17 protein-coding genes, 1 tRNA gene, 1 rRNA gene and 2 riboswitches are annotated in these 18964 nt (G+C 38.7%); of the genes, 16 read left to right on the top strand and 3 right to left on the bottom strand.

From position 1 onward, the window contains the following. Positions 1-79: 79 nt before the first annotated feature. From ACFX4R_RS28840 to tsaD, 5 genes are all read left to right on the top strand, one after another. Positions 80-155, top strand: a tRNA-Asp gene (locus ACFX4R_RS28840). A gap of 220 nt (positions 156-375) precedes the next feature. Then, positions 376-846 carry a tRNA (adenosine(37)-N6)-threonylcarbamoyltransferase complex ATPase subunit type 1 TsaE gene (tsaE, locus tag ACFX4R_RS28835; protein WP_013081426.1) on the top strand — a complete coding sequence of 157 codons (471 nt, stop codon included), beginning with the start codon at positions 376-378 and terminating at the stop codon, positions 844-846. After that, a complete protein-coding gene (gene tsaB / locus ACFX4R_RS28830; RefSeq protein WP_377571643.1) occupies positions 843-1541 on the top strand; it encodes a tRNA (adenosine(37)-N6)-threonylcarbamoyltransferase complex dimerization subunit type 1 TsaB in 699 nt (232 codons plus the stop codon). The genes tsaE and tsaB overlap by 4 nt, the downstream gene beginning before the upstream one ends. A gap of 14 nt (positions 1542-1555) precedes the next feature. Beyond that, complete coding sequence (rimI, locus tag ACFX4R_RS28825; RefSeq protein ID WP_043977177.1) at positions 1556-2005, top strand: ribosomal protein S18-alanine N-acetyltransferase; 450 nt, start codon at positions 1556-1558, stop codon at positions 2003-2005. Beyond that, positions 2002-3018: a tRNA (adenosine(37)-N6)-threonylcarbamoyltransferase complex transferase subunit TsaD gene (tsaD, locus tag ACFX4R_RS28820; RefSeq protein WP_097825368.1), complete on the top strand. Its 1017-nt coding sequence runs from the start codon at positions 2002-2004 to the stop codon at positions 3016-3018. The genes rimI and tsaD overlap by 4 nt, the downstream gene beginning before the upstream one ends. 254 nt (positions 3019-3272) lie before the next feature. Here tsaD and ACFX4R_RS28815 read toward each other — a convergent pair whose 3' ends face one another. Continuing rightward, entirely contained in the window at positions 3273-5207 is a 1935-nt protein-coding gene (locus ACFX4R_RS28815; RefSeq protein WP_043977175.1) for an ABC-F family ATP-binding cassette domain-containing protein, read from the bottom strand. A 458-nt stretch (positions 5208-5665) separates the two neighbouring features. Between ACFX4R_RS28815 and ACFX4R_RS28810 the strand changes: the two genes are divergently transcribed. From ACFX4R_RS28810 to tatC, 3 genes are read left to right on the top strand one after another with little or no spacing between them, the layout of a single operon-like run. Continuing rightward, entirely contained in the window at positions 5666-6304 is a 639-nt protein-coding gene (locus ACFX4R_RS28810; RefSeq protein WP_013055021.1) for a redox-sensing transcriptional repressor Rex, read from the top strand. A gap of 53 nt (positions 6305-6357) precedes the next feature. Beyond that, positions 6358-6543, top strand: coding sequence for a twin-arginine translocase TatA/TatE family subunit (tatA, locus tag ACFX4R_RS28805; protein WP_013055022.1), 186 nt, complete (start codon positions 6358-6360; stop codon positions 6541-6543). A 15-nt stretch (positions 6544-6558) separates the two neighbouring features. After that, positions 6559-7314, top strand: coding sequence for a twin-arginine translocase subunit TatC (gene tatC, locus ACFX4R_RS28800; RefSeq protein ID WP_013055023.1), 756 nt, complete (start codon positions 6559-6561; stop codon positions 7312-7314). A 25-nt stretch (positions 7315-7339) separates the two neighbouring features. Here the strand turns inward: tatC and ACFX4R_RS28795 are convergent, their stop codons facing one another. Beyond that, a complete protein-coding gene (locus tag ACFX4R_RS28795) occupies positions 7340-7567 on the bottom strand; it encodes a YdiK family protein (RefSeq protein ID WP_043977171.1) in 228 nt (75 codons plus the stop codon). Continuing rightward, the gene (locus ACFX4R_RS28790) at positions 7564-8292 is read right to left on the bottom strand and encodes a CPBP family intramembrane glutamic endopeptidase (protein ID WP_043977169.1); all 729 of its coding nucleotides are present in this window, start codon (positions 8290-8292) and stop codon (positions 7564-7566) included. The genes ACFX4R_RS28795 and ACFX4R_RS28790 overlap by 4 nt, the downstream gene beginning before the upstream one ends. A 299-nt stretch (positions 8293-8591) precedes the next feature. Here ACFX4R_RS28790 and groES point away from each other — a divergent pair, with 299 nt between their 5' ends. From groES to ACFX4R_RS28750, 8 genes are all read left to right on the top strand, one after another. After that, a complete protein-coding gene (gene groES, locus ACFX4R_RS28785; protein ID WP_013055026.1) occupies positions 8592-8876 on the top strand; it encodes a co-chaperone GroES in 285 nt (94 codons plus the stop codon). A gap of 67 nt (positions 8877-8943) precedes the next feature. Beyond that, positions 8944-10575 carry a chaperonin GroEL gene (groL, locus tag ACFX4R_RS28780; RefSeq protein WP_013081432.1) on the top strand — a complete coding sequence of 544 codons (1632 nt, stop codon included), beginning with the start codon at positions 8944-8946 and terminating at the stop codon, positions 10573-10575. A gap of 158 nt (positions 10576-10733) precedes the next feature. Then, on the top strand, positions 10734-11684 hold the full coding sequence (locus ACFX4R_RS28775) for an AAA family ATPase (RefSeq protein WP_043977166.1): 951 nt from the start codon (positions 10734-10736) through the stop codon (positions 11682-11684). A 10-nt stretch (positions 11685-11694) separates the two neighbouring features. Beyond that, complete coding sequence (locus tag ACFX4R_RS28770) at positions 11695-12885, top strand: DUF58 domain-containing protein (RefSeq protein ID WP_162215158.1); 1191 nt, start codon at positions 11695-11697, stop codon at positions 12883-12885. Further along, positions 12882-15074: a transglutaminase TgpA family protein gene (locus ACFX4R_RS28765; RefSeq protein ID WP_162215159.1), complete on the top strand. Its 2193-nt coding sequence runs from the start codon at positions 12882-12884 to the stop codon at positions 15072-15074. The genes ACFX4R_RS28770 and ACFX4R_RS28765 overlap by 4 nt, the downstream gene beginning before the upstream one ends. A 39-nt stretch (positions 15075-15113) precedes the next feature. Next, positions 15114-15215: riboswitch (purine riboswitch) on the top strand. A 123-nt stretch (positions 15216-15338) separates the two neighbouring features. Next, positions 15339-16868: a glutamine-hydrolyzing GMP synthase gene (guaA, locus tag ACFX4R_RS28760; protein ID WP_043977160.1), complete on the top strand. Its 1530-nt coding sequence runs from the start codon at positions 15339-15341 to the stop codon at positions 16866-16868. Positions 16869-16965: 97 nt separating this feature from the next. Next, positions 16966-17067, top strand: a riboswitch (purine riboswitch). 133 nt (positions 17068-17200) lie between these two features. Beyond that, complete coding sequence (locus ACFX4R_RS28755) at positions 17201-18526, top strand: NCS2 family permease (protein WP_013055032.1); 1326 nt, start codon at positions 17201-17203, stop codon at positions 18524-18526. A 373-nt stretch (positions 18527-18899) separates the two neighbouring features. Next, positions 18900-18964 (top strand): 16S ribosomal RNA (locus ACFX4R_RS28750); the annotation flags it as partial.

Genomic DNA, 18964 nt, shown 5'->3' with positions numbered 1-18964 from the left:
CGGGGTGGAGCAGTTCGGTAGCTCGTCGGGCTCATAACCCGAAGGTCGCAGGTTCAAATCCTGTCCCCGCAACCAACATGGTCCCGTGGTGTAGCGGTTAACATGCCTGCCTGTCACGCAGGAGATCGCGGGTTCGATTCCCGTCGGGACCGCCATGTTTTAGAAACGAAACAATGTGTTTCGTCTTTTTTATTGTTTGAACCATTTTTATATAAAACTTTACCGTCCTTAGGAGCAATCCTAAGGAATTTTTTATATACAAAGAAATTTCCTTATAGAATTGCGATGTTAAAGATTGTTGGATTTCTTACTGGATATGTATAGTCCACAACGTTTACAATATATATATACAGATTGAAATGAGGTTCTGAATGAATGACAGAGATTAACGAATTTACGTTTATGTCTACGTCTCCTGATGAAACTAATCAGCTGGCTGCTCGTCTAGCAACTTTATTAGAAGCTGGTGACGTGCTGCTGCTTGAAGGCGATTTGGGAGCTGGAAAGACAACATTCACAAAAAGTTTAGCTAAAGGATTAGGAATTGAACGCAATGTGAATAGCCCGACATTTACGATCATTAAAGAATACAAAAGCGGTCGCCTTCCTCTTTATCATATGGATGTGTACCGTCTAGGGGATGAATTTGAAGACCTAGGGTTCGATGAGTATTTTGAAGGAGATGGCGTGACGGTCGTGGAGTGGGCTCATCTGATTGAAGAGCAGCTTCCTAATGAATATATTCAAATCAATATTTACCATGAAAACGAAACGACTCGTAAAATCCTTGTAAAAGCGATAGGCAGTCGGTACGTTGAAATATGTAAGGAGCTTTTTAAAAGATGAAAATGTTAGCCATTGATACATCCAATTTTGTCATGGGTGTTGCTGTCGTTGAAGAAAACAAAGTAATTGGAGAAATTATTACGAATCTAAAAAAGAATCACTCCGTTCGTGTGATGAACGCTGTGGAATCTTTGTTAAAGAATTGTGATATTGCGCCAAGCGAGCTAGACCGTATTGTAGTGGCACATGGTCCCGGATCTTATACAGGTGTACGAATTGGCGTTACCATTGCCAAGACACTTGCTTGGACTTTAAATATTCCTTTAATAGGTGTATCTAGCCTTGAAGCACTAGCAGCAAACGGTCGCTATTTTGATGGGTATATTGCTCCGTTATTTGATGCGCGCCGTCAACAGCTTTATACAGGACTATATGAATGGAATAATGAACGAGGTCTTCTAGAAGTTGAAAGTGATCGACTTGTTATTAATAAGGACTGGGCGGAACATTTAAAGTCATACAACAAACCCATTTTATTCATAGGCAATGATCTTCCCATGCATGAAGAGGCGTTAAAAGAAGTGCTGGGTAAACAAGCTGTATTTGCCCATGTTCAGCAGTTTAATCCAAGACCAAGTGAATTGGCTTTTTTAGGAATGAAGAAAGAGCCGCAGTCTGTGCATACTTTTGTTCCGAACTACATTCGTTTAGCTGAAGCCGAAGCTAACTGGCTTGCTTCACAGCAAAAAGGATAAAAGAAGGTATAAACATGAAACTAACAATTAAGTTTCGTTTAATGGAAGTTAAAGATATTGATCAAGTAGTGAAAATCGAAGAGAAGTCTTTTACGACACCTTGGAGTTCAGAAGCGTTTCAAAATGAGTTAACCAATAATCAATTTTCAACTTACATTGTGATGGAAGAAGGAGAAAATATTATTGGGTATTGCGGAACGTGGATTGTTATTGACGAAGCACATGTAACCAACATTGCCCTATTGCCAGACTACCGAGGTAAGGGACTCGGTGAATTGCTGCTGCGCAACGTGATGGACGTTCTTCGAAAACTAGGTGCTGTGTCAATGACATTAGAAGTTAGGGTATCTAATCATATTGCACAATCATTGTATCAAAAGCTAGGTTTTAAACCTGGAGGTATTCGTAAGAATTATTATTCTGATAACAATGAGGATGCATTAGTTATGTGGGTGAATTTATGAGTGAAAATCAATTAATTTTAGCATTAGAAACAAGCTGTGATGAGACAGCAGCGGCCGTGATTCGAAACGGTCATGAAATTGTAGCCAATGTGGTGGCATCACAAATAGAAAGCCATAAACGATTTGGCGGTGTCGTACCGGAGATTGCATCTCGTCATCATGTGGAACAAATTACGGTAGTAGTTGAAGAAACTTTAAATCAAGCGAACTTGACGTTTGCAGATATTGATGCAATAGCTGTAACGGAAGGACCTGGGCTTGTGGGAGCACTTCTTATTGGCGTAAATGCAGCCAAAGCGCTAGCATTTGCACACCAAAAGCCATTAATTGGTGTTCATCATATTGCAGGACATATTTATGCAAATCAGCTAATCAAAAAATTAGAATTCCCGCTTTTATCGCTAGTTGTATCTGGAGGGCATACAGAGCTTGTATACATGGAAAGTCACGGTCAGTTTAAAGTGATTGGTGAAACGAGAGATGATGCGGCAGGAGAAGCCTACGATAAAGTAGCCCGCACGTTAAACCTTCCATATCCAGGCGGACCTCATATTGACCGCCTTGCACATGAAGGAGAGCCATTAATTGATTTGCCGCGTGCTTGGCTAGAAGAAGGATCCTATGATTTTAGTTTCAGTGGGTTAAAATCAGCAGTTATTAACACTGTCCACAACGCGAAGCAAAAAGGTGAAGAAATTCTTCCACAAACACTTGCTGCTAGCTTTCAAGCGAGTGTTATTGATGTGTTAGTAACTAAAACGGTTAAAGCTGCAAAGGAATATAAGGTTAAGCAAGTGTTAGTAGCAGGAGGAGTTGCTGCTAATAAAGGACTTAGAGCAGCGCTAGAAGAAGCATTTGCACCATTATCAAACATTGAGCTTATTATCCCGCCGCTATCTCTATGCACGGATAATGCCGCAATGATTGGAGCAGCGGCAAGTGTACGATTTGCTCAAGGAAAACGCTCAGATATGTCATTAAACGCAAACCCCGGTTTAGACTTGGAAGAGTAAGAGACGAATGAGATTTATTTCTCATTCGTCTTTTTTGTGGATAAAAATGATTTATCAACAATATTCAATAAATTTAGAATTGACTGTGGATAATTATGTGGAAAAGTCCGTGCACTCAGTACACGGACATGTTATCAACAAGTTTTAATTATGAAAATCAGACAGATATCCACTATTTATTCACAGAGTGGATAAAGCTTGTCCTAAAGCGCACGAACAAGTAAATAGGGTGAATAAATACGAAAAAATATAGGCTATTCTTCTAGAAGCAGCTGTAATTCTTCCCACTCTTCCATTAATGTGGATAACTGTGAAGAAATTTTTTCATTTTCACCGTTTAATCTTGATACTTCTTCGTGGTTTTGATAAATTTCAGGATTACAAAGAAGTTCTTCATTCTCCGCTTGTGCGGCTTCTAATTTGTTTACTTCAGTTTCAATTTCTTCAATTCGGCGCGTTCGCTGCCTCATCAATTTCTTTTGTTCTTTATCTTGTTTATAAGACTGTTTATCTACTTTTACCGTACGTTCTTCGTTGGCTTTTATATTTTCTAATTCTTTGATTTCCTCTATTTCTGCTTTCTTTTCTACATAATAGTCATAATCTCCAAGAAATTCTTCTACTCCTTCAGGAGATAGCTCTGCTATTTTGTTTGCAATACGATTAATAAAATAACGGTCATGTGAAACAAATAATAGAGTCCCTGGGTAATCAATTAACGCATTCTCGAGTACTTGTTTGCTATCTAAATCAAGATGGTTAGTAGGTTCATCCAAAATTAAGAAATTAGCTTTTTGAAGCATAAGCTTCGCAAGAGCCAAACGTGCTTTTTCACCACCGCTAAGCGTCGAAACGATTTTCAGTACATCATCACCTGAAAACAGAAAATTTCCAAGCGCTGTACGAATTTCTTTTTCAGGTTTGGATGGGTAGTCATCCCAAAGCTCATTTAAAACAGTTTTATTAGACGTTAAATTAGCTTGCTCTTGGTCGTAATAACCAACCATTACGTTTGAGCCAAAAGAAATGGTTCCAGTCTTGAAGCTTAGTTTATCCACAATACCTTTTAATAACGTAGATTTCCCAACTCCATTAGGGCCAACCAACGCAAGGCTTTCACCTTTTTTAATCCGAAGGTTTGCGTCTTGGACGACATATTTGTTTTCATCATATCCGATGGACACGTTTTCGAGATTTAAGACTTCATTTCCGCTTTGACGCTCAATTTCAAACGAAAAACTAGCTGATTTTTCGCCTTCGTTAGGTCGATTTATTAACTCCATTCGATCGAGCTGCTTACGTCTGCTTTGCGCACGTTTTGTAGTCGATGCGCGGGCGATGTTTCGCTGAATAAAATCATTCAGTTTTGCGACTTCATCTTGCTGCTTTTCGTACTGACGCAACTCTTTTTCATATCGCTCTGCTTTTTGTACAAGGTATTTAGAGTAGTTGCCCGTGTACTTGACCGTTGTTTTTTGTGTGACTTCATACACTTGATTTACGACCTTATCAAGGAAGTAACGATCGTGTGAAACAATTAAAATAGCTCCTTCATACCCTTGCAGAAACTGTTCCAGCCATGCTAAAGTTTCAATATCTAAGTGGTTGGTAGGCTCATCCAGAATAAGCAAGTCTGGCTTTGTTAAAAGCAGTTTTGCAAGAGCCAAGCGCGTTTTTTGTCCACCGCTCAAGGAGGAAATAGGGGTGCTATAGTCAAAGTTTGAGAAACGGAAACCGTGAAGAATAGATCGTGTATCCGCTTCATATTGATAGCCGCCTAAATCTTTGAACGTTACTTGAAGCTGATCGTACTCTTTGGTTAGTTTTTCGTATTGAACTGAATCATTAAAAATGTCTGGATCGCCCATCTTCGTTTCAAGCGTACGTAATTCTTTTTCCATCTTCTTTAACGGAGCAAAGACTGTCATCATTTCTTCCCATATGGAGAGTGTTGACTCAAGAACTGTATCTTGTCCCATATAATCAATGGAAACACCTTTAGGTTTAATAATTTCTCCGCTGTCATAAGAAAGCTGCTCAGCAATAATTTTTAATAAAGTTGATTTACCTGCACCGTTTCGTCCCACTAGGGCAATGCGGTCTTTTGATTGTACTTCTAACTTTATATTCGATAAAATGGGTTCTGCCCCATAGTATTTTGTAATACCGTTCAATTGTAGAATAATCATTTTTTCACCTCTAGTAGTATATCCATAGTGTATTTTAACATATTTTCAACTACAAGTTCTTCCTACAAGCGTTTGTAATTTTTAGAGGGACAAGAACAAATGATGAAGCGAATGTTTTGATTCATGAAATAAAATGATTTTACCTGCACATTTTATACAGGATACTATGTTAAAATAAGAGATAAGTGCATCTCTGAACTTATATATGATGGATGTAGAAAATCCGTCATGACTAACAAACGGATCCTTTGAAGGGCTAATTGCTTCGTTCTAGCTACCGACTTTAAGTATTCCTGGATAGACAAAAGGCGTCGGGGTGTGAAGCGGAGTATATATAAAACAAGAGAAAAGAGAGAGAATTGGAAGCGCTACCTCAAGGCGGTTGAGGCTTTGTGAAAGGTAATGCAATATGACTTGAAAATGTTAGTAATGACATACATGAACTGAGGGGGTACAACGTGAACACTGAACAATTAAAAATACCACAAGCAACGGCTAAACGATTGCCGCTTTATTATCGTTTTTTAAAAAACTTGCATGCTTCTGGTAAACAGCGTGTTTCGTCAGCGGAGTTAAGTGAGGCAGTGAAAGTTGATTCTGCTACTATTCGCCGGGATTTTTCTTACTTTGGAGCATTAGGGAAAAAGGGATACGGCTACAATGTGAATTATTTACTTACATTTTTCCGTAAAACGTTAGACCAAGATGAAGTAACGAAAGTAGCACTGATTGGCGTAGGGAATCTGGGAACGGCCTTTTTAAATTATAATTTTATTAAAAATAATAACACCAAAATTGAGTGCGCTTTTGATGTGATAGAAGATAAAGTCGGTACAAAAGTAGGCGACGTGCCGGTTTATCACCTTGACCAATTGGAAGATTATATGAGTGATGATATCTCAGTGGCGATTTTAACCGTTCCTGCCACTGTGGCTCAGCAAATTACCGATCGTTTAGTGAATTGCGGAATTAAAGGGATTCTAAACTTCACTCCTGCACGCTTAAACGTACCGGATGAGATTCGACTGCATCATATTGATCTGGCTGTAGAATTACAGTCGCTTGTCTACTTTTTGAAAAATTATCCTGTTGAATAAGATGGACTGTGTTACGATTTCCTTAAGTCTAAATTAATAAGGAGAGTGGGAATATGGGGATTGGAGCAGGCAGTTGGATTATTATTGCGATTGTAGCACTGCTTATTTTTGGACCGAAACGGTTACCGGAGCTAGGAAGATCAGTCGGGCAAACGCTTAGAGAGTTTAAGCATGCCGCTAGCGGTGCCTCAGAAGATCGTGAAAAAGATAAACAGCGTCAAGTAGATGACAAAGAGTAAAAGGGTGATCATAGTATGACCGAACAAGAAATGTCAATATATGATCATATAGGAGAGCTGCGAAAGCGCATTTTAATTGTTTTATTTTTCTTTGTCATTGCCACAATTGGCGGCTTTTTTATAGCGGATAAGGTTATTGTCTATTTACAGCATGCTGATGAGGCAAAAAATTTAACGATGAATGCATTTAGGCTAACAGATCCAGTTAAGATTTATATGCAGTTTGCTGTTATTATCGGCTGTGTACTTGCAGCTCCTGTTGCACTGTATCAACTTTGGGCATTTATTAGTCCTGGTTTATATGAAAAAGAGCGTAAGGTAACGCTTGGATATATTCCTGTTTCCATTTTTCTCTTTATCGGCGGTGTCTCTTTTTCTTATTTTGTGTTGTTTCCATTTGTCGTCGATTTTATGACGCGCGTTTCTGATGAGCTGAATGTAAACCAAGTGATTGGCATTAATGAATACTTTTCTTTTTTAATGCAGCTCACACTGCCTTTTGGCCTGTTGTTTCAGCTTCCTGTTGTCGTCATGTTTTTGACGCGATTAGGAATTATCACGCCTATGTTTTTATCTCAAATTCGAAAGTATGCCTATTTCGTACTGCTAGTTATTGCCGCACTTATTACACCACCAGAATTGCTCTCGCACATGATGGTGACAGTGCCGCTCTTAATTTTGTATGAAATCAGCATCATTATTTCCCGCATTTCGTATCGCAAAGTGTTAAAGGCAAGGGCAGAGCAAGAAAGAGAAGATGTTAGTATGTAAAAAAACCACTGAAACAGTGGTTTTTTTATTTAGATGAATCATCTTGATTTTTATATTGCTGCTGCAACTTTTTAATTTTATAGTGCAAGATAAAAATGCGCACCGCAAATCTGAAATCGAACGCGGCTACGAGTGCAAATAAGATCGTGGGGAAATTCCACACGGTTTCCTGAGCATTTTGAATAGCCAGGTAGGTGAATAAAACCCCCATAATAATATAAATAAACCCTCGTGTTAAAGGGATATTCTTCATAAAAACATGCCTCCAAAAATAAACTGCATTTGTTCTGCTTGCTTTTGCATTTCTATAATTTTATCTGCAAAAATAGTTTGAGATAAAATAACGACTGTATTCATCAACACGTGAGCAATAATGGGTACAATAATTAGTTTTGTTCTTGCATAAAGGAATGCAAATACAAATCCCATGGCTGTATACACGAGCAAATGTTTAAAATCCCAGTGTACGGCAGCAAAAATAAGGGAACTAATAAATGCAGAGACAAAGAAATTATATCGTTTGTGAAGAGAGCCGAAAATAATCTTTCGAAAAATAATCTCTTCTAGAATTGGTCCAATAACAGACGTAACGACAATTAGGAACGGCGTTGCTTTAACAAGATTAACAATATTTTGTGTGTTTTCAGATACTTGGGTAATGCCAAGAGCGTGCTCAATCATACCTGCTACAGCTTGACCAGCCATAGCCAGGAACACCCCAAGGACTGACCAGACCACAGTTACCGTTGTTCCCGCATGTTCTATACGCATGGACATGTCACGGCGCAGCAGCAGTAAGACAATAAGTAAACCAAGGATAAAGCTAATGATGGTCCAATAAGTCAAAAGCATGACATTCGCTGTTCGAACTGGATATTGATCAAACATTCCTGTTAATTTTAACAGCGGTATACCAACAACTCCTGAAAACTGCATAAGGATGTAGGTGAGGATAACATACCAATAACGTTTTTCCAATCTTCTATACTCCTTTAAAAGGTTTTTATGTATATATGTCGAAGAAGTACTGTAAAGTTAGTAATTTCTTCTTGCTCGTATTGTAACATACATATTATTGAACAGAGAAAAGAATGCTTTATTTCTCAAAATCGTCGAAATCTAAAACTATTATATGTAGTTTTCGTAAATTTTAAATTTTTTTTGTTTAATACTTGCAAAAAAAACCCACTTTGTTTTAATATAATAATTGTGTTAGCACTCGTTGAGGTTGAGTGCTAATAAAAATGCAAACATATTATTTGAGGAGGTTGTTTCACTTGTTAAAGCCATTAGGTGATCGCGTAGTGATTGAACTTGTAAAATCTGAGGAAAAAACAGCAAGCGGTATCGTGTTACCGGACAGTGCAAAAGAAAAGCCACAAGAGGGTAAAATTGTTGCTGTTGGTACAGGCCGAGTATTAGAAAGCGGTGAGCGTGTAGCTTTAGAAGTAGCTGCGGGCGATCGTATCATCTTCTCAAAATATGCGGGTACTGAAGTGAAATACGAAGGTACTGAATACTTAATTTTACGCGAAAGCGATATTTTAGCTGTAATCGGCTAATGTTAACCACAAACTTATCATACGTAAAAAATAGATTATTAAGAACATCTTGAGGAGGTCAAAGAACATGGCAAAAGACATTAAATTTAGCGAAGAAGCACGTCGCGCAATGCTACGTGGTGTAGATACATTAGCAAATGCTGTAAAAGTAACGCTTGGACCAAAAGGTCGTAACGTTGTATTAGAAAAGAAATTCGGTTCACCGCTTATTACAAATGACGGTGTAACAATTGCAAAAGAAATCGAATTAGAAGACGCATTTGAAAATATGGGTGCTAAATTAGTAGCCGAAGTTGCTAGCAAAACAAACGACGTTGCTGGTGACGGTACAACTACTGCAACAGTTTTAGCGCAAGCAATGATCAGAGAAGGTCTTAAAAACGTAACGGCTGGTGCTAACCCAATGGGTATCCGTAAAGGTATGGAAAAAGCAGTAGCTGTAGCGGTTGAAGAACTAAAAGCAATCTCTAAACCAATTCAAGGTAAAGATTCAATTGCTCAAGTAGCGGCTATCTCAGCAGCTGACGAAGAAGTAGGTCAATTAATTGCTGAAGCAATGGAGCGCGTTGGTAACGACGGCGTTATCACACTTGAAGAATCAAAAGGTTTCACAACTGAATTAGAAGTGGTAGAAGGTATGCAGTTTGACCGTGGGTATGCATCTCCTTACATGGTAACTGATTCAGATAAAATGGAAGCTGTATTAGATGATCCATACATCTTAATCACAGACAAAAAAATCGGTAACATTCAAGAAATCTTACCGGTATTAGAGCAAGTTGTTCAACAAGGCAAGCCTCTATTAATCATCGCTGAAGACGTAGAAGGCGAAGCTTTAGCAACATTAGTTGTGAACAAACTTCGTGGTACATTCACAGCTGTAGCTGTTAAAGCTCCTGGTTTCGGTGATCGTCGTAAAGCAATGCTACAAGACGTTGCGATCTTAACAGGCGGAGAAGTAATCACTGAAGAGCTTGGTCTTGACTTAAAAACAGCAAGCATCGATCAATTAGGTCGCGCTTCTAAAATTGTCGTAACAAAAGAAAATACAACAGTTGTAAACGGTGCAGGAAACGCAGAAGATATCCTAGCACGCGTAAACCAAATCAAAGCTCAGCTTGAAGAAACAACTTCAGAGTTTGACCGTGAAAAATTACAAGAGCGCTTAGCGAAACTTGCTGGTGGCGTAGCTGTAATTAAAGTTGGTGCGGCAACTGAAACTGAGTTAAAAGAACGTAAATTACGTATTGAAGATGCATTAAACTCTACGCGTGCTGCGGTTGAAGAAGGTATCGTAGCTGGTGGTGGTACTGCATTAGTAAATATCTATAATAAAGTAGCGAGCATCGAAGCTGACGGTGACACTGCTACAGGTATCAACATCGTATTACGTGCGATTGAAGAGCCTGTACGTCAAATCGCTCACAACGCTGGTTTAGAAGGATCAGTAATCGTTGAGCGTTTAAAAGGCGAAGCAGTTGGAACTGGATTCAACGCTGCAACTGGCGAGTGGGTAAATATGCTAGACACTGGTATCGTTGACCCAACAAAAGTAACGCGTTCAGCTCTTCAAAATGCTTCTTCTGTAGCGGCTATGTTCTTAACAACTGAAGCAGTTGTTGCTGACAAGCCAGAAGAAGGCGGTGCACCTGCAATGCCTGACATGGGCGGCATGGGTGGAATGGGCGGCATGATGTAATCACTGCCCTAACTAAAAAAGCGACCAAGTGAGTACTTGGTCGCTTTTTTGCGTGCGTTAATATTTTCAGATTTTTTGAAAATTTGTTAAGATAGTACTATGTTTATTGAAAAACATACTAAACTCAAGGCTTAACTGAGTTTTAAGGGGGAGCTTTATTGATTCAGCTGGATCATATTAATAATAAATTAAATCAAGTATTAGAAAACATCGATCAAATTGTGATTGGAAAGCGTCAGGTATCTACGTTGAGTTTGGTTGCTTTGCTTGCAGAGGGGCATATTTTGCTTGAAGATGTGCCGGGTGTGGGGAAAACGATGCTCGTGAAGGCACTGGCCAAATCGATTGATGCAGAATTTAAACGAATTCAATTCACGCCCGATTTGCTGCCGTCCGATGTAACAGGTGTTTCTATTTACAGTCCAAAAGACATGGAATTTCATTTTCGTCCAGGTCCTATCATGAGCCATATTGTGCTCGCTGATGAGATTAACAGGACTTCTCCTAAAACACAATCGGCGCTTTTAGAAGCAATGGCTGAGCATCATGTAACAACCGATGGTATCACCCGGGAAATTCCAGCGCCTTTTTTTGTGATGGCTACTCAAAATCCTGTTGATTTTGATGGGACCTATCATTTGCCGGAAGCGCAGCTGGATCGATTTTTATTCAAATTAAGCATGGGGTATCCTACGCAGGAAGAGGAGCTTCAAATTTTAAACGGCGTATCGACTCAAGTCAATCTTGAGGATGTCAAACCCGTCATGAGCATTCCAGAATTAGTACAGGCTCAAAAAACTGTAAGCAGTATTTATGTAGATGATGCGATCAAGCACTATATCATCGAAATCATTCGCAAAACGCGCTCTCATCCACATGTTTCGTTAGGTATCAGTCCTCGTGGAACGGTTTCCTTTATGAAGGCCGTTCAAGCATATGCTTTAGTGAAGGGAAGAGATTACTGTCTTCCTGATGATGTTCAAGAGCTTGCTTCGTATGTGTGTGCACATCGATTAATGCTAAGATCTGATACCCAGTACAGCGGCTTAACAGCGGATGATGTGATGAAGCAAATTATGGCTGATACGAAAGTACCTGTTAAAAGGTAAGAGGTACTTTATGAAACAGTATATAAAAGTGATATGGAATAAATGTAGGGACTGGTTCGTTTTATTCTGCATCTTTGCTGCTACGTTTTCGTACGCGATGTTTCAAGGGGGCTTTGTCAGCTGGTTTTTATTTTATAGCTTCTTACCTTTTGGATTATATGCGGCAGCCGTTTTGCTTTATCCGTTAAAGAAGTGGAATGTTACTCGTGATGTGAAGCTACAGCCTCGATTCGCTGGAGATCATCTTTCGTATGACATTCATATTACACGCTCCTCGGGTTTTCCTGTTTATATGGCAGCAGTGAAAGAGGAGAGTAACCTTTTAGATCAAGAAGAAAGAACAATTTATCCGCTTTTTCAACGAAACGCTGTTATTCCGTATGAAAGATCGTTTGTAGAAAGAGGAGAATATGAATTTTTTACGATTTCGATTGAATTGAGTGATTTATTAGGAATTGTAAAAAAGAAGGCATATTATCCGCTGCAGCAGCGGTTTATCGTGTATCCTCAAATCCATGAGATAGATATCCCGTTTCTTTTAGCGGGAATAGAAGAAGGAAAAAATGAAGTTTCCGCTGGAAATCAATCTACTACGTTAGTGACAGGCATTAGAGAATACCAGCCGGGTGACCGATTAGGATCTATCGATTGGAAGGCGACGGCTCGTAAAGCTACGTTGATTTCTAAAGAGTTTGGTCATTATCATGAACGGAGTATGATTATCATTGCAGATGTTATAAGCTCTCTATACTTTGAAGAACGAATGAGCTTTCTCGCATCCATGCTCATTCATGAAGAAACCAAGCGTAAAAAAATCGATTTTCTTTTAGCTGGAGATGCACTTTTTTCACCAAAAACCTCTGAACAAAGTGAGACTGGTAACCTGTTGTATCACTTAGCGCGTGCACAGCCTGTTAACAACCGAGCGTTCGAAACAGAATTTAAGAGTATTGCCATTCAAAAGCAGCATTCTTTTATGGTCATTGTCAGTCAAGTTACAGGGACTCTCATTGGGCAGGTTCAATCTAAGCTGAGTCTGCATGCTAAGGCATCAATAATTGTCGTTAAAGATGAAGGAGCAGGGCTTAGTGACGAAGAGACGGTTATTGTAAATGGAATACAATCTTCTGCTTTAACGATTGAAGTTGTTAATATTCCTCTTCCTCTATCATCTAAAGGAAGTGAGGGCGGAAATAAGTGAATAAATCAGCTTTGTATGTAAAAAACATCTTATTGTACGCGGGAGCATTCTTTTTATTAGTGGAATGGCTTCTTCCTTTAAATGAAGTGACGGATACCAATCAAATTCAGTACTTTATCTTGTTTGTTGCTTACTGTTTTTTGTGTTTAACGTTTCGCTTGCCGTTTATCGTGATGACGTTAGGGAGTATATTGTTTATTTTGTTTTCGCTTCACAATCTCTATTTCCAAGGAGCCTTCTTTTCTTCAGATTGGCTTCCGAGACTTTTGGAGATTCTTCAGTCAGATGCGCAAAGTATCATGCAGTGGAATATAGCGAATTTATCATTTGAAATGAGGAGCACTTTATTTTTTGTGCTGCTTTGGATTATGGCTTATTTAATTCAATATTGGATCTTTTATCAAAAAAGAATTTTCTTCTTTTTCTTCTTAACCATTTTGTATATTACCGTGTTGGATACCTTTTCTACTTACGATGCGGGAGCTGCTATTATTCGCGTGACGATTATCGGATTTTTATTAGTAGCCATGCTTCGCATAAATCCTGAACGTATAAAAGCTGCGAGCACTGAGCGTTTAGAAAATAGAAAACGATCGTTTCTTTTTCTAGGCAGCTTTTTAGCTATCGTCATTGTGCTGGCTTATCTCGCTCCTAAACCAGGGCCGCAGTGGCCAGATCCCGTACCTTTTATCACAGCGCATACAACAAATCAAGGACAGGGAGAATCTGCAAACGGTCAACGAATTGGCTATGATATGGACGATTCTAAATTGGGGGGATCGTTTGTCAATGATGATACGGTTGTATTTACAGCCAAAGTAGAGGATGAGCACTATTGGCGTATTGAAACGAAGGATGTTTATACAGGCAAGGGGTGGGAGCTGTCTAAAGAGGAAGAAAAAGTGCCCTTTAAAGGAAATGAAAACTTACTCCCTCAATATGACTCAAGTGTAGCAGGACAAGTAAGAAAAGCAGAAGTTACCTATTCGCAGCCTTCTGTTCATCTTATGCATGTTCCTCAACTGCTGTCGCTAACCTTAAAAAATGGCATTCAAACCGATGTTACACCGACAAATGAAAAATTATATCCTTATCAAAATGACAAGCTTGTTACTGTTCAATCGTATGAGATGACGTATAAATATCCTGTATTTGATATTGGACTTCTTCAGCAAGCAGAGGAAAAAAAGGCAGAGAGTTTAGAGAATAATAACGAATTTATAGCAAGGTATACACAACTTCCTGCTAACTTGCCGAAACGAGTAAAGAATTTAGCTCGTGAGGTAACAAAAAATAAGAACAATCGTTATGAAAAAGCGAAAGCCGTTGAAGAATACTTTCGATCAAATCCATATGTATATGATACTGAAAATGTTCCAATTCCTACGAAAAATAAAGATTATGTGGATCAATTTTTATTTGATACAAAAAGAGGGTACTGTGATAACTTCTCTACTTCTATGGTCGTGCTGCTTCGTTCATTAGATATTCCTGCTCGGTGGGTAAAGGGCTATACAGAAGGTGATGCCACCGTCATTTCAGGAAGTAGTAAGTGGACAACCTATGAAATTACACAAAATAATGCTCATTCTTGGGTCGAAGTCTATTTTCCAGGAGCGGGTTGGGTACCTTTTGAACCAACAAAAAGTTTTTCTAATCCTTATGATTTTGTAGATAGCCAACCTAACAACTCTAGTGAAAATAGTCAAAGGGAAGAAGAGAAACAAGAAACGCAAGTGAAGGAGCAGCCTAAGGAAAAAGAGCTTCCGGCACAAGAAGAAAGAGCGAAAGAAAAAACAGCTTCTCTTCAAAATGTTAAGTTGTCTATGAAGTGGAAAGTACTTTTCTGCGGACTGATTGTAGTTATGTTAATAGTAATATATCTCAATCGATTTAAATGGTTTTTATCTTTTTATATCTCTTTTTATAAAAAGAAAGAGAGTGTGGAAACCTTTGAATCAGCGTATGCTTTTTTACTTAAAAGACTCTCTGCAAATGGACTAAAGCGGCAAGAAAGTCAAACGCTGCGCGACTTTGCAGGAGAAGTAGACGAAAAATTAAATACGGTAAATATGCTACAATTAACGGAAAAATACGAGCGGGTTTTGTATCGAAATGCAGATTCCATAAAAGAATGGAAAGAGTCGATTGAATTGTGGGAAAATTTAATCAAAAAAACGAGTTCTTGACCATTGTTTCGCGGATTGATAGAATATTCTCGAACTTACTATAAATGTTTCGTATACCTTCATATATCCTCGATAATATGGTTCGAGAGTCTCTACCGGGTCACCTTAAACGATCTGACTATGAAGGCAGAACAGTCTATTTGACGATAAACGTCGTGCTCAACTAGACTTCTGCCTTTGTTTTTTGAGGGAGAAGTCTAGTTTTTTTTATATTTTAGGGCATAATAACAAGTGATTATTTACACATTCGGAGAGGTGAACAAGATGGAAGGCATGATTGTTGTATTAGATTTTGGTAGTCAATATAACCAACTGATTACGCGTCGCATTCGCGAGTTCGGAGTATATAGTGAATTGCATCCGCACACAATTACAGCAGAAGAGATTAAAGCATTAAATCCAAAGGGAATTATTTTCTCTGGAGGCCCAAACAGTGTGTACGGTGAAAACGCATTTCACTGCGATGAAAACATTTTTGAATTAGGTATTCCTGTTTTAGGTATTTGTTATGGAATGCAATTAATGACTCATCATTTTGGCGGGAAGGTAGAAGGTGCTAGCCATCGTGAATATGGTAAAGCAGCGATTAACGTACAAAATGATTCATTAATGTACCATGAGTTGCCAAAAGAACAAGTTGTTTGGATGAGTCACGGTGATTTAGTTGTAGAAACACCAGCTGGTTTTGAAGTGGACGCAACTAGCCCATCTTGTCCAATTGCCGCAATGAGTAACAAAGGTAAGAATATGTACGGAGTGCAGTTCCATCCAGAAGTTCGCCATTCAGTGCACGGTAACCATATCTTAAAGAACTTCGTGTTTGAAGTATGTCATGCTGAAGCAAACTGGTCAATCGAGAACTTCATTGAAGTTGAAATGGATAAAATCCGTGAAACAGTTGGAGATAGAAAAGTACTTTGCGCACTTAGCGGCGGAGTAGACTCTTCAGTAGTAGCTGTGTTAATTCACAAAGCAATTGGTGATCAGTTAACATGTATGTTCGTAGATCACGGTTTATTACGTAAAGGTGAAGCGGAAAGCGTAATGGAAACATTTAGCGAAGGCTTTAATATGAACGTAATTAAAATCGATGCAAAAGATCGCTTCTTAGAAAAGTTAAACGGCGTATCAGATCCTGAACAAAAGCGTAAAATCATCGGTAATGAATTTATCTATGTATTCGATGACGAAGCTGCTAAATTAAAAGGGTTTGATTTCCTAGCTCAAGGTACGCTATACACAGATATTATCGAGAGTGGGACAGCTACAGCTCAAACGATCAAATCTCACCACAACGTAGGTGGATTACCGGAAGATATGCAGTTCAAACTAATCGAACCGTTAAACACGCTATTCAAAGATGAAGTACGTGCATTAGGTTCTGAATTAGGTATCCCTGATAACATCGTTTGGCGTCAACCTTTCCCAGGACCAGGTCTAGGTATTCGTGTACTTGGTGCAATTACGGAAGAGAAGTTAGAAATTGTACGTGAGTCGGATGCTATTTTACGTGAAGAGATTGCAAAAGCTGACTTGGAGCGCGATATCTGGCAATACTTTACGGTTCTTCCTGACATCCGCAGTGTAGGTGTAATGGGAGATGCTCGTACGTATGATTACACAATCGGTATTCGTGCTGTTACATCAATTGATGGTATGACTTCTGACTGGGCCCGTATTCCTTGGGATGTGCTTGAAGTTATCTCAACGCGTATTGTAAACGAAGTTAAGCATATTAACCGCGTAGTGTATGATATTACAAGTAAGCCACCTGCAACAATTGAATGGGAATAATATGTAAGAAAACCGAACAAACGAACATTCTTTTTTAAGAATGTTCGTTTTTTGTTGACTTTTTTAAAAAGTTAATGGTAGGATAGTAACATAAAACAGCGAGATATAGCTTTAATGTCGTATAATCTTGGGGATAAGGCCCAAAAGTTTCTACCGAGCTACCGTAAATGGCTTGACTACGAGAAAGTAATACATGTATGTGTAAAAATCTTTTGTTTTTTTGGCTCATACATTTCTCTTTTAGTCGATCTTATGCCTTTACGCGCCTAGTGTAGAGGCATTTTTTATGGCTTGCCTAAGTGCATGCGGCTTCTATAAAGGGAGGAAAAAACGTGAAGAAGTATTTTCGTTTTGAAGAGCTGGGTACTAGCTATCGAAAAGAGTTTATAGCTGGCCTTACAACTTTTCTATCTATGGCTTACATTTTATTTGTTAATCCATCTGTGCTATCACTAAGTGATGTAAAGGATCTGCCTGACAGTATGAGAATGGACCAAGGGGCTGTATTTACAGCTACTGCTTTAGCGGCAGCTTTGGGATCAATTGTTATGGGAGTGCTTGGTAGATATCCAATTTCATTAGCTCCAGGTATGGGATTAAACGCATTTTTTGCTTATACAGTTGTTCTGACAATGGGAATTCCATGGCAGACGGCTTTAACGGGTGTTATGATATCAGGTGTTATTTTTATTCTTTTAACATTAACAAGCCTGCGAGAAAAAATTATTAATTCTATTCCTATTGAATTAAAAATGGCTGTTGGAGCAGGTATTGGTTTGTTTATTAGTTTTATTGGTATGAAAGGTGCCGGAATCATCGTCAAAGATGATGCCACATTTGTTGGACTGGGTGATTTAACTAACCCAACAACGTTACTTGCGGTTTTTGGCATTGTCATTACTATTGTATTAATGGTGCTTCGAGTAAATGCAGCTGTATTTATTGGTATGATTGTAACAGCTGTAGCGGGTATGGCTTTTGGTTTAATTGATACACCTAAAGCAGTTGTTTCATCAGTTCCTAGTCTTGACCCGACGTTTGGGGCAGCTTTTCAAAATATCGGTGATATCTTTACTGTAAAGATGCTAGTCGTCATTTTAACTTTCTTATTTGTTGATTTCTTCGATACAGCAGGTACGATGGTTGCTGTAGCGAGTCAAGCTGGGCTTATGAAAGATAATAAGCTTCCGCGAGCGGGCAGAGCGTTATTGGCAGATTCTAGTGCGATTGTAGTTGGTGCTGTTCTTGGTACCTCATCAACAACAGCTTATGTAGAGTCTACGGCTGGAGTAGCAGCGGGCGGACGTTCAGGATTTACTGCAATCGTAACGGCGGCGTTTTTCTTAGTTGCACTGTTCTTTTCTCCATTGTTAGCGGTCGTGACACCAGCTGTTACTGCGCCGGCTTTAATTACGGTAGGAGCTCTGATGGTGTCAAATTTAGGGGAAATTAATTGGAAAGAGTTCGAAGTAGCAGTTCCTGCATTTTTCACGGTAATTATGATGCCATTAACATACAGTATTGCAACAGGTATTGCGGTTGGCTTTATCTTTTATCCTATTACAATGTTATGCAGCAAGCGTGGAAAAGAAGTTCATCCAATTATGTATGCTCTCTGTATCATCTTCATACTCTATTTTGCATTCTTAGCAGAATAGTTTAAATAAAAAAGCTCAGTTTAATGACTGGGCTTTTTTTTTATGGTAAGATAAGAAAACTGCATAGCGGCTAGATTGCTATTGTAATAGAGAGTATTCAATCATTTTACTGAAGGTTTACTTCATTAACTTTTTTATTTATAAAGTTTTTTAGAAAAACGATTGACTCTATATATTATATATGGTAAATTATTAAATGTCGCTGATGAACAGCGCAGTTGAGAGAAACATCTTAAAAAAAGATGTTGACATCAAAATGGTAGAATGTTATACTAATAAAGTTGCTTCAGAGCAACGGTTGAACTTTGAAAACTGAACAAAGCGACAAACGTCAACGTTAATTTTTATTTTTTAAATGAGCAAGTCAAACATTTCTTCGGAGAGTTTGATCCTGGCTCAGGATGAACGCTGGCGGCGTGCCTAATACATGCAAGTCGA

Origin of the sequence: Priestia sp. YIM B13490 (assembly GCF_042787735.1) — a bacterium.
GTDB classification, from domain to species: domain Bacteria; phylum Bacillota; class Bacilli; order Bacillales; family Bacillaceae_H; genus Priestia; species Priestia megaterium.
The sequence above is the reverse complement of the archived record's forward strand: the minus strand, read 5'-3'. Positions and strand labels throughout refer to the sequence as shown.

Coding starts and splice junctions, on each gene's coding strand:
- ACFX4R_RS28795 (WP_043977171.1), bottom strand. CDS start 7,567: ATGAAGAATATCCCTTTAACACGAGGGTTTATTTATATTATTATGGGG.
- tatC (WP_013055023.1), top strand. CDS start 6,559: ATGACCGAACAAGAAATGTCAATATATGATCATATAGGAGAGCTGCGA.
- tatA (WP_013055022.1), top strand. CDS start 6,358: ATGGGGATTGGAGCAGGCAGTTGGATTATTATTGCGATTGTAGCACTG.
- ACFX4R_RS28815 (WP_043977175.1), bottom strand. CDS start 5,207: ATGATTATTCTACAATTGAACGGTATTACAAAATACTATGGGGCAGAA.
- ACFX4R_RS28770 (WP_162215158.1), top strand. CDS start 11,695: ATGAAACAGTATATAAAAGTGATATGGAATAAATGTAGGGACTGGTTC.
- groL (WP_013081432.1), top strand. CDS start 8,944: ATGGCAAAAGACATTAAATTTAGCGAAGAAGCACGTCGCGCAATGCTA.
- tsaE (WP_013081426.1), top strand. CDS start 376: ATGACAGAGATTAACGAATTTACGTTTATGTCTACGTCTCCTGATGAA.
- tsaB (WP_377571643.1), top strand. CDS start 843: ATGAAAATGTTAGCCATTGATACATCCAATTTTGTCATGGGTGTTGCT.
- rimI (WP_043977177.1), top strand. CDS start 1,556: ATGAAACTAACAATTAAGTTTCGTTTAATGGAAGTTAAAGATATTGAT.
- guaA (WP_043977160.1), top strand. CDS start 15,339: ATGGAAGGCATGATTGTTGTATTAGATTTTGGTAGTCAATATAACCAA.
- tsaD (WP_097825368.1), top strand. CDS start 2,002: ATGAGTGAAAATCAATTAATTTTAGCATTAGAAACAAGCTGTGATGAG.